Annotated in this window: 17 protein-coding genes, 1 tRNA gene, 2 rRNA genes and 1 pseudogene (1 of these 21 cut by a window edge); 7 read left to right on the forward strand and 14 right to left on the reverse strand. The window is 57.8% G+C overall.

The genetic code is table 11. The features are described from left to right. Positions 1-135: 135 nt before the first annotated feature. Both GbCGDNIH8_RS09280 and GbCGDNIH8_RS09285 read right to left on the reverse strand, forming a co-directional pair. Positions 136-1,146 carry a methyl-accepting chemotaxis protein gene (locus GbCGDNIH8_RS09280; RefSeq protein ID WP_081368939.1) on the reverse strand — a complete coding sequence of 337 codons (1,011 nt, stop codon included), beginning with the start codon at positions 1,144-1,146 and terminating at the stop codon, positions 136-138. A gap of 34 nt (positions 1,147-1,180) precedes the next feature. Continuing rightward, positions 1,181-2,245: a HAMP domain-containing protein gene (locus tag GbCGDNIH8_RS09285; protein WP_072572961.1), complete on the reverse strand. Its 1,065-nt coding sequence runs from the start codon at positions 2,243-2,245 to the stop codon at positions 1,181-1,183. A 517-nt stretch (positions 2,246-2,762) separates the two neighbouring features. On the opposite strand from GbCGDNIH8_RS09285, the gene GbCGDNIH8_RS09290 reads away from it, so the two are divergent. Further along, a complete protein-coding gene (locus GbCGDNIH8_RS09290; RefSeq protein ID WP_072572962.1) occupies positions 2,763-3,536 on the forward strand; it encodes an SDR family oxidoreductase in 774 nt (257 codons plus the stop codon). After that, positions 3,533-3,970, forward strand: coding sequence for a MarR family winged helix-turn-helix transcriptional regulator (locus GbCGDNIH8_RS09295; RefSeq protein WP_072572963.1), 438 nt, complete (start codon positions 3,533-3,535; stop codon positions 3,968-3,970). Before GbCGDNIH8_RS09290 ends, GbCGDNIH8_RS09295 begins: the two co-directional genes overlap by 4 nt. 434 nt (positions 3,971-4,404) lie before the next feature. Here the strand turns inward: GbCGDNIH8_RS09295 and GbCGDNIH8_RS13200 are convergent. Then, a pseudogene (locus GbCGDNIH8_RS13200) lies at positions 4,405-4,920 on the reverse strand (IS21 family transposase); the annotation flags it as partial. Positions 4,921-4,927: 7 nt separating this feature from the next. Here GbCGDNIH8_RS13200 and GbCGDNIH8_RS09310 point away from each other — a divergent pair. Beyond that, the gene (locus GbCGDNIH8_RS09310) at positions 4,928-5,245 is read left to right on the forward strand and encodes an antibiotic biosynthesis monooxygenase family protein (protein WP_072572964.1); all 318 of its coding nucleotides are present in this window, start codon (positions 4,928-4,930) and stop codon (positions 5,243-5,245) included. 490 nt (positions 5,246-5,735) lie between these two features. Here the strand turns inward: GbCGDNIH8_RS09310 and GbCGDNIH8_RS09315 are convergent, their stop codons facing one another. The 8 genes from GbCGDNIH8_RS09315 to GbCGDNIH8_RS09340 form a co-directional block, all read right to left on the reverse strand. Beyond that, positions 5,736-6,077, reverse strand: a complete 342-nt coding sequence (locus GbCGDNIH8_RS09315) for a hypothetical protein (protein WP_081370206.1) — start codon at positions 6,075-6,077, stop codon at positions 5,736-5,738. A 240-nt stretch (positions 6,078-6,317) separates the two neighbouring features. Then, the gene (locus GbCGDNIH8_RS09320; RefSeq protein WP_253736003.1) at positions 6,318-6,560 is read right to left on the reverse strand and encodes a hypothetical protein; all 243 of its coding nucleotides are present in this window, start codon (positions 6,558-6,560) and stop codon (positions 6,318-6,320) included. 144 nt (positions 6,561-6,704) lie between these two features. Further along, positions 6,705-7,769: a helicase HerA domain-containing protein gene (locus GbCGDNIH8_RS09325; RefSeq protein WP_216634443.1), complete on the reverse strand. Its 1,065-nt coding sequence runs from the start codon at positions 7,767-7,769 to the stop codon at positions 6,705-6,707. Continuing rightward, positions 7,769-8,014, reverse strand: a complete 246-nt coding sequence (locus tag GbCGDNIH8_RS13130) for a hypothetical protein (RefSeq protein WP_216634444.1) — start codon at positions 8,012-8,014, stop codon at positions 7,769-7,771. Before GbCGDNIH8_RS13130 ends, GbCGDNIH8_RS09325 begins: the two co-directional genes overlap by 1 nt. Further along, positions 8,015-8,569, reverse strand: coding sequence for a hypothetical protein (locus GbCGDNIH8_RS13135; RefSeq protein WP_216634445.1), 555 nt, complete (start codon positions 8,567-8,569; stop codon positions 8,015-8,017). It abuts the gene before it with no gap. After that, entirely contained in the window at positions 8,545-9,204 is a 660-nt protein-coding gene (locus tag GbCGDNIH8_RS13140; protein ID WP_216634446.1) for a hypothetical protein, read from the reverse strand. The genes GbCGDNIH8_RS13135 and GbCGDNIH8_RS13140 overlap by 25 nt, the downstream gene beginning before the upstream one ends. A gap of 200 nt (positions 9,205-9,404) precedes the next feature. Continuing rightward, positions 9,405-9,848 (reverse strand): PIN domain-containing protein, encoded by a 444-nt coding sequence (locus GbCGDNIH8_RS09335; RefSeq protein ID WP_072572965.1) that lies wholly within the window; start codon positions 9,846-9,848, stop codon positions 9,405-9,407. Next, positions 9,845-10,150, reverse strand: coding sequence for a hypothetical protein (locus GbCGDNIH8_RS09340; RefSeq protein WP_072572966.1), 306 nt, complete (start codon positions 10,148-10,150; stop codon positions 9,845-9,847). Before GbCGDNIH8_RS09340 ends, GbCGDNIH8_RS09335 begins: the two co-directional genes overlap by 4 nt. Before the next feature lie 292 nt (positions 10,151-10,442). Here GbCGDNIH8_RS09340 and GbCGDNIH8_RS09345 point away from each other — a divergent pair, with 292 nt between their 5' ends. Genes GbCGDNIH8_RS09345 through GbCGDNIH8_RS13215 form a run of 4 tightly spaced genes read left to right on the forward strand, consistent with a single transcriptional unit; the run spans position 10,443 to position 12,182 of the window. Continuing rightward, a complete protein-coding gene (locus GbCGDNIH8_RS09345; RefSeq protein WP_216634447.1) occupies positions 10,443-10,634 on the forward strand; it encodes a hypothetical protein in 192 nt (63 codons plus the stop codon). A 19-nt stretch (positions 10,635-10,653) separates the two neighbouring features. After that, positions 10,654-11,145, forward strand: coding sequence for a recombinase family protein (locus GbCGDNIH8_RS13205; protein WP_253736004.1), 492 nt, complete (start codon positions 10,654-10,656; stop codon positions 11,143-11,145). Then, positions 11,138-11,569, forward strand: coding sequence for a recombinase family protein (locus GbCGDNIH8_RS13210; RefSeq protein ID WP_253736005.1), 432 nt, complete (start codon positions 11,138-11,140; stop codon positions 11,567-11,569). Before GbCGDNIH8_RS13205 ends, GbCGDNIH8_RS13210 begins: the two co-directional genes overlap by 8 nt. Next, a complete protein-coding gene (locus tag GbCGDNIH8_RS13215) occupies positions 11,514-12,182 on the forward strand; it encodes a zinc ribbon domain-containing protein (protein ID WP_253736165.1) in 669 nt (222 codons plus the stop codon). The genes GbCGDNIH8_RS13210 and GbCGDNIH8_RS13215 overlap by 56 nt, the downstream gene beginning before the upstream one ends. Here the strand turns inward: GbCGDNIH8_RS13215 and GbCGDNIH8_RS09355 are convergent. The 3 genes from GbCGDNIH8_RS09355 to GbCGDNIH8_RS09365 all read right to left on the reverse strand — a co-directional run. Further along, positions 12,139-12,215, reverse strand: a tRNA-Met gene (locus tag GbCGDNIH8_RS09355). The two genes, GbCGDNIH8_RS13215 and GbCGDNIH8_RS09355, sit on opposite strands and share 44 nt — an antisense overlap. Positions 12,216-12,243: 28 nt before the next feature. Continuing rightward, a 5S ribosomal RNA gene (gene rrf / locus GbCGDNIH8_RS09360) occupies positions 12,244-12,358 on the reverse strand. Positions 12,359-12,461: 103 nt separating this feature from the next. Next, positions 12,462-14,352: ribosomal RNA gene (locus GbCGDNIH8_RS09365) — 23S ribosomal RNA — on the reverse strand; it runs 847 nt beyond the window's last position.

Here is a 14,352-nt window from a genome sequence, read left to right on the forward strand (position 1 = left end):
CCGCCAAGCGTAATTGCGATCAACGGCCCGCGCTGACCAGATTGCAGCTATAAGTACCGAATGCGCTCGCGGCACTCAATCTTGATGGACGCCCTACTCCGCAGCTTCACTTAGCGAACGCCTGGGTGCACGCTTCTAGGCGGCGCGCCCGAAATCCGCATCCTCGCTGTCCGGGCCGCCATTGGAGAGGTCCAACGCACAACCCCTCGTTCGGGCCTGCTGATCGGCAAGCCCGTTCGGTCTGGCAGCGGACTTGGTCGTCTTCGCGGCTCTCGTCGGCATACGTGCCGGGACGGGCCGGCGGTTCGACCGGGCGTTTCGCCCGCCATTCTCGATACGAAAGAAAGCGATGTTTTCCTCAAGCTCGTCGGCCTGGCTGGCAAGTTCTTCGGAGGTGGAGGAAATCTGCTCCGATGCAGCCGCATTTTGCTGCGTCACCCGATCGAGCTGCTGGATCGCCGTGTTGATCTGACTTGCACCGATGTCCTGCTTCCGGCACGCCGCGCTGATCTCTGCAACCAGTTCGGCGGTACGCCGGATGTCCGGCACCAGCTTGGCAAGCATCTCGCCAGCCTGCTGTGCCGCCGCCACGGTGTCGGTGGACATGCCACTAATCTCACCCGCTGCCATCTGGCTGCGTTCGGCAAGTTTGCGCACCTCGGAGGCGACGACCGCGAAACCGCGACCATGTTCACCTGCACGAGCGGCCTCAACGGCGGCATTCAACGCGAGAAGGTCGGTCTGGCGGGCGATCTCCTGCACAATGCTGATCTTTTCAGCGATCGTGCGCATCGCAACGACTGCATTTTCGACAGCCCCTCCGCTCATTTCGGCATCCGCAGACGACTGGCGCGCAATCTTCTCGGTCTGGCTGGCATTGTCGGCGTTCTGCCGAATGTTCGCCGCCATCTGTTCCATCGATGCTGAGGCTTCCTCAGCGGCAGCCGCTTGCTCGGTAACCCCTTGCGACATCTGTTCCGAGGAGGAGGACAGTTGCTGACTACCCGCCGCAACATTCTGGGCTGCCAGCGTGGCATCGCCGACTACACCGCGAAGTCGATCCAGCATCGAGACCAACGCCTGCCCCAGTACGTCCTTATCCGAAAGCGGCTGGTGGCTGACCGTAAGGTCGCACGATGCGATCATATCGGCGAGGTGCGAAGGCTGGTCGTCATGCGGATCAACGCCAGACCGAGCATATCCCGGTCGGACAACGCCTTGTGATCGACGCTAAGACGCCCGACGCAATTGCGTCGGCAAGCTGCGCAGACGCACGCAGATTGCTCGTCATGCGGATCAGCGCCAGACCCAGTATATCCTTGTCGGACAGCGGCGTGTGATCGACACGAAGATCCCCGTCCGCAATCGTGTCGGCAAGCTGCGCTGACGTACGCAGGTTCGCGGTCATGCGAACAAGGGCATGCCCCAATACGTCCTTGTCGGAGAGCGGCTGATGATCGACGCTGAGATCGCCAGTGGCGATTGTATCGGCCAGCCGTGCGGTCTGGCGCAGATTGGTGGTCATTCGGTTCACCGTGTCGACCAGATCCTTGATCTCGTCGTTGGTCGCTACCGTGACCTCCTGCTCAATGTCACCGATCGCAACCGCCGCGATCACGACCGACGCCTTCTTCAGCCCCTGCGCTACGATCCACCCGATCCATATCGCCCCCGCCAGCGCGACCACCAACGCCAGACCGGCCATGACGATCATCATGGTCCGTGCGCTGTCATACATGGTATCAGTGGCCTTATTGGCCTCATCCATGTCCGCCTTCGAACTGCCCACGAGTTGGGTCGTTGCCCTGCTGATCTTTCCAGCCAGTTCGCGTGACTTCGTCATCGACAGCACGCCAGCCTCAGCATTGTTATTCGCCAGCCCGAGCCGACGGATCATATCGTTGACGGGCAGCCACGCCGTATAGCTGTTATCAATGTCGACCCAAATTGGGCGCGTGGAATCTGTCGCGTTCGCCAAGACAGCGGCAATAAGTGATTTCATGTCCGACCGGGCCTGCATCAGTTCCCCATCGAACTTCTGCATCAGCTCCATATCGTTGGTGAGCGCCAAGTTTTTTTCCATCCGGAGAGCAAAGCTGATCCGCTCATTGAGGGATTCTGCCCGATCAAGCCGGGCGACGGGTCCAGATATGACCTGGGTGATCGCGCTGTTGAGCTCATTCAGCTTGGATACGCCCAGAATGGCAATGGCCATCAGCAAGGCCAGCATGACCGCGAATGTCATGCCTAACTTCAATTATATCGTAGCTCGCATGGTTCCCCTTGGCACTCAGCCGTTAATCTCTCTCAGCGTCAGCGGCGCTGGCATGGAACCCGTGAATATTTTATACACCTGATCCAGAGCAAGTGAACAGATCTCACCGAGGTGCCCGACCGACACCGGGGCGGCTTCATCACCAAACCCCAGCCCGTTGCTATGCCAAATGCCGTCCGTTCAGATCATCGCCGTCCTGACCCCTGGGGGACAACCGAACGAGCGGCCAGTTGCGGCCAACGACCGAATGGAGCGCGCCTTTTGCAAGCTCGCAACCGCGAAGGCGATCGTCAGGGCCATCATGGATCATCTGGTACGAACATTTGCCGACTGACGGGTCCGTACCCCGAAATACCATTAAAATGGGAACGTCCCGGCCGCCTCGCGCTCCTTTCCCAATTGGGAAAGGCTACTTTTGTCACTGAGGGCAGTCTTGCGTCTTAGGAAAAGCTCCCTATATAGTTGATACATCAACTAAGGGGTTGTCATGATAGATGGATCTTATGCCAATGTGCTGATCACCGGTGGCACAAGCGGCATTGGGGCAGGGCTAGCGGCCCGTTTCCTCGAAGTCGGCGCGAATGTGCTTGTGACCGGACGGAATCAGGGAAAGCTCGCCGCGATGGCTAAGAGGCATCCAGGCCTGCTGACGTTCGAAAGTGACATCGGTCGTCCCGAAGACCGTGAGGCTCTGGCGAACCATGCGCTCAACGTATTGCCCGGCTTGAACATCGTCATCAACAATGCGGGCATCCAGCGCCGTATCGCGCTTTCCGAGGATACTGCCCCGTGGTCGGAGCGGCAGGCCGAGATCAATATGCTTCTTGCCGGGCCGGTGCATCTGAACGCCCTGCTGATTCCTGCGCTGCTCGATAGCGGGCAAGCGGGGGCGATCGTCAATGTCACGTCCGGTGGTGCATATATTCCGCAGCCATTCGCGCCCGTGTATTCGGCCTGCAAGGCTGCCCTTCACAGCTACACCGTCACGCTGCGCCATTCCCTGCGCAACACCCCTATCCATGTCATCGAATTGATCCCGCCAGCTGTGGCTACTGGTCTGGCTGGACCGGGCAACAACCATGGCGCGACAGTCGATGATTTTTGCAACACGGTTTTTCCGCAGCTCCTCCGTCAGGACTTGGTTGAGGTGGGATATGGCATTACTGCCAGCGACCAGTTTGAAGCGGCGAAGAAACCTTACAAAGAAATGTTTGCGTCATTCTCAAATCGGTTTCCGACCGCTGCCTACGCATCACGATGAGCAGTGGCCCGCTAAATAGTGACGAACACGCTACTTGGCTGGCGGTAAAGCGCTTAAGCGGGCACGCGCTCGCGGCTGTTGGGCGGGACATTGAGACGGCGACGGGACTATCAGGGGCAGACTTCGGCATCCTGACCCGCCTCGATGATCTAGGCAGTGGTAGCCTTTCTCAAGCAGCACTGTTGGCCTCGTTGGAATGGGAAAAGAGCCGCCTTTCTCATCAGCTAACCCGGATGGAAGCTCGGCAGCTTGTTAAGCGAACACGCGCTGACGATCGCAGCGTTACGGTGCAATTGTTGCCGGAGGGGAAGCAGCGGGTGAACATGGCACGACCGATCCATGCGGAGGCTGTTCGCAAATATATTCTCCAACATATTAGCGACGATGAAGCAGGGATGCTCGTGACGATCGTGGGGCGATTGGAGGACGTATAAGTCGTCACCATTCGCTCAGCTGCCCCCTACGAAGTGGTCCATCGACTATGACAGTCTGGATCAATGACGGCATCGGGACCCCGTGTGTGAGCGGAAGAAACGCCGTCAATGCGATACGGTAGAGAGGGGCGGCATATTCAAAGATCGACCGCTGGGGCGCGGGGAGAAAAAGACTGCCGCGCTTGACGGAATTGCCGTGAAGGAAATCGTTTCGGCAATCGTAGAGCACTTGATAGAGCCAGTACGCCAATGTCCGCTTCACCTTGGTCTTGCCGCCTGTGTCGTGGACGAGTTGGCTGCTTTCCGCCTCTGCCCAGTGTGATTACGCATGGAATAAGGGCCCCGTAGAAAGGGTTATCGGCATCCAAACGGGGGTCTGACGCAATCTCGATGATATCAGGGCGCTCCGACAATACGTGCTTCGAGCAGATCCAGCTTTGCGCGGCCGGCGCATGTCCGAGTCCGTTCTCGGCCTTTTCGGCACGCCTTCGCCGCGTTGCCCATTCGGTGACAACACGGAGACCGCCGCCGAAGCCAGCCAACCGAAGCTGCCGCCAAAGTTCGGCGCCGTTCCGCAATCCGGCTTCCCATTGCGCTTCAAGCCAAGGGAGATGCGGTTCCAGGGAAGTTTGCCGGATCCGAAAGATGTCGGTCCGCTGACCACGGACGACACTGCGAACCAGCTTTCGGCTGTGCCCGGTTCTGCGCACGATCTCCTTGATGGATACGCCTTCGCTGACGAGACCACGGATGACGGCGTTTGCCTCTTCACGCCGCAGATATCCCTTATATTGCAGTCGCTCGGCGGCTGTCAGAAGCTTTGGATTTACAGTTGCCGTGCCGATTGCAATGCGGACCTGCCGCATTGACTTGCGAACGGCGTCAAGAAAGGCGTGGCTGGCGTTTTCCATCAGATGCCAGCGGTCGGCGACCTGTAACCTCTGAAGGAGCAAGTTTATGCCGATTATCCATTCGAATACGAACATCGTTACGCAGATCAATGTGTTCACGGTTCCGCATGGTGAACAACAGCAGTTGATCGACTATCTAGCTAGCGCCGCTCAAGTCGCGCGAGAAGTCGATGGATGGCTGTCCGCAAGCCTCCATCGGAGTCTCGATGGCACGCGCGTTGTCAACTATGCCCAGAGCGCTGATGCCGCGGCTGCACGCCGTGTCTTCAAGCATCTGCAAGGCAGAGGGTTGATCGAAGGAAACAAGCGATATGGCGAGGCTCATCCAGGCCTCTACGAAGTCGCCTTCACTTTGGAGCGATAAGACTATGCCGCTCGTCCATTTTGGAGGGCGAGCGGCGCGTTCGCATGAAATTGACGATCGATTGGCGACTGCGTGGTCGCCATGACCGAGGCCCGATGCCTAATTCATTCTCCGCCTTCACGAAATCTCTTTCACGAACCGGTTCCCCGTTGCGAGTTTGCGGCCGTCCGGGTTTAGCGTTACCTCGACGACGGCGGCGTTTTCCAGGAACCGGATGATGGCAGGACCGCGCGCCAAGCCTTCCGAACTGTGATGCGAAACCGCCCTTTTATCCCCGTGTCCGCCGGGGAGACATCAGACGGACCCCAGACGGGGACGATTAAGAGAGCCGGAAATTTGGGCGATTCAACAACTATGGAACGCCGTGCGACCATAGAGAAGAAACGGTTGCAATCGGCGGGTTTGGCTTTTTGGCGATGCCCTGGTCACTGGTCGTCCTCCCAGGCGATGGACGCGATCCGCCAGCCTCGGTGAGTTCGGACCAATTGGATCAGTTTCTGCCATCATAGGGAGTAACTTTGTGGAAGCCACACTTTTCATATGTCGAAAAGCAGCAGGCGATGTCTCGCAGTAAAAATGTCCGCGCGCCTGACTCCCATTCATGGAAATCGGTAAGGGTTCCATCTGACAACATTCGCATCCGAGGCGTAATGAAACTGTCCACGGTCATTGTGTCGACTTCAATTCCAGTGGAACGAGTCACGATAGCTTCCGGCAAAAACATGTCGCGTAGCTTATCGACTTGGACGGTCCGCCCACCACGGTTATCAAACGCTTCATAGAAGGCAGCGATCAGGATCTCGATTCCGTGGTTGTATTTTGTATCGTCCAATTTTTTCATCCTGTATGCATTGCGTAGCTAATGATTATACGCAAGAGGGCTCATAGCGAAGGCTGGAACGGACAGGGATGTTTTCGCAGGGGATTGGGCTGAGGGATAAAAATGCTATGGCCTCCGTCAAATGTAAATCATAGGTCATGGGATCTATGCTGATGAAAGGTTTCAAACTTGCGCCGTCACGAGAATCGTCGCCAATCTCAGAGCATCTAACGCGAAAACGCGGGCCGAATTTTACCGAGACTGTTTCAACTTGGATCTTCGGTTCGATATGGGCTTGAACCGTACCGGGCCGAGGCGTGCGTATTTTCCGGGAGCGGCAGCGTGATCGTCAGCCAGTACTCGACGAACAGCGAGAGCGTTCGGCACGATGGCGAGGTCTTCGTCCATCCCTTCGATCTGGCTGCCGATCTTGTCCATGCGACGGGCGAACACCGCCTCCAGCCGCTCCGAGGCATCGGCTGACAGGAAGGACACCACTGCAGCTTCGATGACGGCGGATTTGGAGACATTGCGGCGGAGCGAGAACGCCTCGACCTTCTTCAGAAGATCAGGGTCGAAATAGACGTTGACCTGAGCCCCAAGTTCCCTCCGGTTTTACGGAGCGTCCTTGAGTTCAGATCACTGCGACAGATCGGCAAGAAAACGCTTTACGCTTTCCCATGCTTCCGCACGGGCTCGTGTGTTCCCTTCCACCGAACCACCGAAATCTAGGGTTATAGACGTGCCAGGTATCGGAAAGCAGGTCATTCCCGGCCCAGTCCCCATTATCAGGTGACTTGCATCGTCAAACTCGTTTCCACCCACAATCTTACCTCTGATGGCGTCCTTGAGCTTTTCCGCCTCTGCCGCAATTGCAGCTTGGTTGTTCATGACCTCGGTGTTGAAGTCGTTGACGAGCCGATGGTTCTCGAACGACGCCTTGAAGGCTGCAATATCGATGTCGGTATCTGCTAGATGGCCTGTCACGGCATCACAATGCGAACCTGCTGCCTTTTTCTTGATCTTGGTCAGTTCGCTGAGAAATTGATCGAGTGCACTCATGGCGTTTTGGAGCGCGTTCATACTGACAGCTGCGGCGGCATCGCCGCCCTTGGCGATCGCCCACCAATCCTTCAGCACAGGCTCTTGTGTCTGCTCCGCCGCACTGAGCCAGGCACAGATCTCTTCGGCATTCATGAACCAGAGAGGGAGACCGAACTCCCTGCCGTTCAGATAGATTCGGTCCGGCAAACGCGCGGCTGTTGCAACTGTCGGAAAGGCTTTGCCGTACTCCCCGTTGATATCGAGGATGAAGACATGGGGCTCCTCGGCCGCGCCACCGAGGGCCTTCATGGCTTTCTGTATCAGGCTCGATACGGAGAATGACTTGCCGGACCCAGTGTTGCCTACGATAGCTAAAGGCCGCGAAAACAGGTCATTGTAGGAAGCGCGCACGACGTTGCGGGCCTGACCAGTCGGAAAGCCTATTCTCAGATCACAGTCGAAGTCCTTATCGTCGTAGTCTTCCGGCTTATTGCGGCGGGGAGTAATCTCGAAGACCGCCCGTAATATGTCGGGTAAGCCGATCTCGGCCGGCGTATCGAGCGTCGGCAGAACGGAAATGCCTGGGCTGAAGGAGGGTTCATCATCCGCATGCTCGATGGTGCCCAGCAATTGTACGCTGGCGACGCGGCGCGGCTTCATCAGTTCGAGACTGAGATCATCGACGCTGTTCGGATCGAAGGTCTCGCGGGCCTCCAGATCGGTGATGATCCGATGACGGTCTCCCCCGCCCCGAGCGAGAAGGTCAGGTAAGCATTGATCGCGATCGCGACCTGAACGCCATCCAGAGTGGCACGTAACGCCGAACGGGTTTCGGGGAGCAACTCCACCTTGACCCGAAAACCCTGGACCGAGACGATATGGCCGACAAACCGGGGATTATCCATCTAAGCCCCCACGCCGGCGTTTGGATCGGTTGGCGTTTCAGAGGAGGCAATCTGTTTCTCGAAACGCCGTAGCCGCAGGAAGTCGTCGAGCCATTGCACGTCGGGCATCACCGAGGTCGCAAAGTCGTCGAACGTCGCAAGTGTGAAAGGTGCGGCAGCGAAAGCATCTGTCGTGGGGCAGAGAACGAAGGCGCGTTTGCCGAGATCCTTGTAGCGTCGGATGCGTTCAATGACCGGACTTTCTGGATTGGGTTCGATTACCAGCATCACCAGCGAAGGGTTCATCAAGGAATTCTCGATGATCCGGCTGACATGCTCATCCCCGAACCCATAACCGAGGACGAGCAAGAAGGTTTGGGGAATGCCGAGTCGGACCTGGAACGACCGGAACAGATGCGCGTAGGGCATGGTCAGCGTCTGCGCGAACTTGTTGGCGGTGGGCAGGATGCCTACCGAAGGCGTTTTGTCAGCCAGTGGCACGAATGCCGCCTTGTCCGCCGGACTCTTCGCTGCATAGGACTGGAAAGGCGTCAGGTCGGGATGACGGGCGCGCATTTCATCGCCGTGCTCGAACCAGTGGATCGCGCCATGCAACTTGTAGAAATGCAGGAACTTGTCGAATCGGCGGACACAACCTTCAGCGACCTCGCCCGGATAATAGATGTCGAGCCCATAGACGGACGGATCGAAGCGCGCAGCCGCGCGACCCGTGAATCCATCGAAATATTGTACTCCAAGCAATTCAGCGCCTGCTCGAAGAGCGTGTCGTAATTCAGGGTGAAGAGATGAGTTCGCCCGAGATTGCTGTCGCGCGCGACCAACTTTGAAAGGAAAGCCAACTGAGGGGCGACCGCGGTCGCCGATGTCGCAAGCCCGGTGTCCGGCAAGGACAACGCGCATTCAGCGAAGATCGCCATGCGCAACCGATCGACGAACCATTGAAGGTCTTTGAGGCTTGGTGCTGACATACCCGGCCAGATGACACCGGAAAACGGAGCGTCCTTGGATTGCCCTAAGACGAGGGCATTGGCGATAAACGACAGCCCCCCCTCGAAGCCCAGAGGCTCCGTCTTGTCGATCTTCGCCTGTGCAACTGCTTTCCGTCGCGCCTTGATAATAGGGGTAATCGACGCGGGCAGCTCAGCAAAGGCCTCGATGGTATCAAATACAGCGACCTCAAGGTTCGCCATGGTCTTCCCGCCGGCGGAGACTGAGGTTCCCGCCCCGGTTAGCACCACGACGTTTTCTATACGCAGCCATTCCGAGATCAGGGCCTGAAGCCGAATTCATCCCTGCTTTTTGTCGAGACCAGCCAACAGATCACCAACGCCGCCGCCCTCTGTAAGACCAATAAGCTGATATTCTGTTGGCAAAAGCGTTCCTGCTGTCATCAATCTCCCCCCTCTGCTTCGCGACGCAAGGGGTTGACGATTTGAAGCCCCCTGAAATCCTTTTCGTTATCTGTGACGACTACGCAGTCGTGTGCTCCCGCGATTGCGGCGATAATCATATCGAGTCCGCTTCGTGGACGACCTGCCGCCTTCCCTTCCGCCATCAATCGCGCCCAGATGAGGGCAGCTTTTTCATCGAACGAAAGAATGCGACCGGCAAACAGCTCCTGTGGCCCTTCCGGTCCCGAAAACCAGGCATCGAGCGCATCGCGCTTTTTCCCACGCGGCTTTTCCAGAATGCCACGTCGGATCTCAGCGATGGTCAACGTAGTGACGAAAAGATCCTCGTCCTGCTGCGCGGTCATCCAATCCAGAAGGGTTTCGGATGGCTGCGGTTTGACGATGTTGCTAATGATGTTGGTGTCGAGAAGATAACGCGTCACAGATCGACCCGGCGCCCTTCATCGCGTGGACGCGACAGATCGAGATCCGCGCCAACAAGGGGAGAACGGCGAAGGGCAGACAGGATGCCACCGGGTTTTGGCGGCTCACCTGCAACAAGGGCCGCCTTGACCGCAGCCCGCGCCTTTTCCGCTTCCGGCCCCTCCTCCGACAGTTGGCGAGCAAGCGACCGGATTAGCTCGCGGTCGGATTCCAGTGCTAAGACCTCGAAACGCTTGAAGCCACGCTGCGTCAAGCGTGCCCGGTAATTTTCGATCGCTCTCTTCTGTGCCGCATTGCTCATGACGGGCCTCCGTGCTATATCCTGACATATAGCCGATATTGACCTTGCAAACAAGGGATGTCAGCGATGCCTTGGGCCGCCCACCGCAGTGAGGTAATGCAGAAGAATACTGCGCATTTGCGCCAGTATTTTCCATATGCTGCGGCACGAGGGAATACGCCAGACTTCACCGAAGCCGCCAAGAACAGGCTTTCTGCCGCCCAATATACGCGTGTTATATCAATTTCTTACACTGATATTTGGGTGAATGCTTGGATGTATGACATCACGATCAATCCAAGCGTCGGCGAAGATGACAAGGAACGAGCGCGAAGCGCTGCTCGAATCCCTGCTCATCGACGAGCCGGAACTGACCTTTACTCCAAGAGGCGATCCCGACCCGCGGCTTTTGCGTCTGGTCGACTTTCTTGCGCGGCAGGCGGCACGGGAATGTTACGCGGAAGAAGTCAAGATGACGAAGCGACGGGGGAAGCGCACCTCCTGATGCCGAAAGGAGGGGTGCATTGAAGGTCGCGATCTACGCCCGCTACTCGTTCGATAGTCAACGCGACGCCTCGATCGCCGACCAGTTCCACATGTGCCGCCTTCATGCGGAGAAGCAGGGCTGGCAGATCGTCGAGGAGTATTCCGATCACGCGATCTCTGGTTCGTCTCTGCTGCGCCCCGGCATCCAAGCCCTGATTTCCGACGCCACGCGCGGTCGTTTCGACCTGATCCTTGCGGAAGCCATGGATCGGCTTTCGCGCGATCAGAAGGACATAGCGGGCCTCTTCAAGCGTATGTCCTATTCGGACGTGAAGATGTTCACCCTCTCCGAGGGTGAAGTCTCGCACCTCCATGTCGGGCTCAAGGGCACGATGAACGCGCTGTTTCTGAAGGACCTGGCCGACAAGACCCGTCGTGGACAACGCGGCCGGGTCGAGGCGGGCAAGTCGGCTAAGACCATCGCCTTCGCTCTGAACCGGGACGACATCCCCGCCCCGTCCGGTGGGTGACTGGGGTTTCAGCACGATCAACGGCAACCCGAAGCGTGGGAACGGCATCCTCAACAACGAGATGTATGTCGGCAAGATCGTCTGGAACCGTCAGCGCTTCGTCAAAGATCCGGATACCTGCAAGCGGCAAGCCCGGCCCAACCCGGAAACGGAATGGGTCATTCAGGACGCACCCGAGTTGCGCATCCTCGACGACGACCTCTGGAACGCCGTGAAGGCGCGGCCGAGCGAGATGCGGACCGAGAGCGGGACGAGAGCGGGACGAGAGCGGCATCGCCGACGTCCGCAAGATGAACCACCGCCGCCGCCCGAAGTACCTGTTCTCCGGGCTGACCAAATGCGCCTGCTGCTGCGGCGGCTATTCGGCGATCTCGGCGACCCTGATCGGCTGCTCGACGGCAGGGAACAAAGGCACCTGCGATAACCGGACCAATATCCGTCGCGAGGAACTGGAATCGCGTGTGCTGAACGCCTTGCGCACCAAGCTCGTCGATCCGGAGATGTTCGCCCGCTTCTGCGAGGTGTTCACGCAGGAGATGAACCTGCTGCGCATGGAAGGCCACGCGGGCATCGCTTCGGCCGAGGCCGAGATTGCGAAGATCGACCGCGAACTCGACACGCTGCTCAACCTGATCCTCAAGGGTGGCGCGGCCGACGCGATCAACGCCAAGATGGTCCTTTTGGAACAGCGCAAGAAGAAACTGGCCTTGTTCCTGGCCGAAGCTGAGGAATCGCCTCCCCTTCTGCCCCCCTCAATGGCGCTGCAATACCGCAAGCGGGTGCAGCAACTCTATGAAGCCTTGCAGGACGAAGAGGAAGAGAAGCGGGTCGAGGCAGCAGACATCCTGCGCTCGCTGGTGGACCAGATCATTCTGACGCCGACGGAGGGCAAGATGGAAATTGATGTCCAAGGCGATCTGGCTGGCATTCTGACGATTGCCGCACAAACGCAAAACCCCGCAGCCTTTAAGGCTACGGGGTCGCAAGTAAAGATGGTTGCGGGGGCAGGATTTGAACCTGCGGCCTTCAGGTTATGAGCCTGACGAGCTACCGGGCTGCTCCACCCCGCGGTGGTAATAGCAAAAGGTGGGTTGGAAGACCTGGCGGCGACCTACTCTCCCGCATCTTGAGATGCAGTACCATGGGCGCTGGGGCATTTCACGTCCGAGTTCGGGATGGGATCGGGTGTAGTTTCCCCGCCATAGCCACCAGGTCGTCCAACCCACCTTTTGGGGTGTGTTGTGATGGGATGTTCTGGTGTTTTTTTTTATGATGTGCTGTGTGTCATGTGTGGATGACTTCTGTGCATGATGGAAGTTCTTGAGCCTATCGGGCTATTAGGACCAGTTAGCTGAGTGCGTTACCGCACGTATACACCTGGCCTATCGACGTGATGGTCTTTCACGGCCCTCAGGGAGACCTGGTTTTGAGGTGGGTTTCCCGCTTAGATGCTTTCAGCGGTTATCCCGTCCGCACATAGCTACCCGGCTGTGCCGCTGGCGCGACAACCGGTGCACCAGAGGTGCGTCCATCCCGGTCCTCTCGTACTAGGGACAGATCCTCTCAAGTCTCCAACACCCACGGCAGATAGGGACCGAACTGTCTCACGACGTTCTAAACCCAGCTCACGTACCACTTTAATCGGCGAACAGCCGAACCCTTGGGACCTGCTCCAGCCCCAGGATGTGATGAGCCGACATCGAGGTGCCAAACCTCCCCGTCGATGTGGACTCTTGGGGGAGATCAGCCTGTTATCCCTAGAGTACCTTTTATCCGTTGAGCGATGGCCCTTCCACGCGGGACCACCGGATCACTATGGCCGACTTTCGTCTCTGCTCGAACTGTCGCTCTCGCAGTCAGGCGGGCTTATGCCATTGCACTCAACAGCCGATGTCCGACCGGCTTGAGCCCACCATCGCGCGCCTCCGTTACCATTTGGGAGGCGACCGCCCCAGTCAAACTGCCCGCCATGCAGGGTCCCGGACCGGGCTTACCGGTCTCGGTTAGACACCAGAAAAACGCAGGGTGGTATTTCAAGGTTGGCTCCACACAAGCTAGCGCCCATGCTTCAAAGCCTCCCACCTATCCTACACAGCATTTTCCTGGTGCCACTGCAAAGCTGCAGTAAAGGTTCATAGGGTCTTTCCGTCTGACCGCGGGTACCCCGCATCTTCACGGGGAATTCAATTTCGCTGAGCCGATGCCGGAGACAGTGGGGAAGTCGTTACGCCATTCGTGCAGGTCGGAACTTACCCGACAAGGAATTTCGCTACCTTAGGACCGTTATAGTTACGGCCGCCGTTTACCGGGGCTTCAATTCGGTGCTTGCACACCTCCTCTTAACCTTCCGGCACCGGGCAGGCGTCAGACCCTATACGTCGTCTCTCGACTTCGCAGAGCCCTGTGTTTTTACTAAACAGTCGCTACCCCCTGGTCTGTGCCACCCACACCCGGTTGCCCGGACATGGGTCTTGCTTATCCCGAAGTTACGCAAGCAATTTGCCTAGTTCCTTCGACATCGTTCTCTCAAGCGCCTTGGTATGCTCTACCAGTCCACCTGTGTCGGTTTCGGGTACGGTCTATTCGCTGGAGCTATTTCCTGGAACGATCCGGCTGCAGGGGCAATCCAGTAAGTCCCCACAACGCTTCACATTCGTCACTTCCAGCAGGCTCAGGAATATTCACCTGATTCCCATCGACTACGGCTTTCGCCCTCGCCTTAGGGGCCGGCTCACCCTGCGTGGATTAACCTTGCGCAGGAACCCTTGGACTTTCGGCGACAGTGTTTCTCGCACTGTTTGTCGCTACTCATGTCAGCATTCGCACTTCCGATACCTCCAGGAGGGGTCACCCCATCTCCCTTCACAGGCCTACGGAACGCTCCGCTACCGCGTAGATCACTCTACACCCGCAGCTTCGGTGTGTGGCTTGAGCCCCGTTACATTTTCGGCGCAGGATTTCTATTAGACCAGTGAGCTATTACGCTTTCTTTAAAGGATGGCTGCTTCTAAGCCAACCTCCTGGTTGTTTTGGAATTCCCACATCCTTTCCCACTTAGCCACAACTTGGGGACCTTAGCTGGCGGTCTGGGCTGTTTCCCTCTCGTCCACGGACCTTAGCACCCATGGACTGTCTGCCGCGCTATACTTCCCGGTATTCGGAGTTTGGTTAGGTTTGGTAAGCCTTTGGAGCCCCCTAGCCCATCCA

This window comes from Granulibacter bethesdensis, assembly GCF_001889545.1.
Classification (GTDB): domain Bacteria; phylum Pseudomonadota; class Alphaproteobacteria; order Acetobacterales; family Acetobacteraceae; genus Granulibacter; species Granulibacter bethesdensis_B.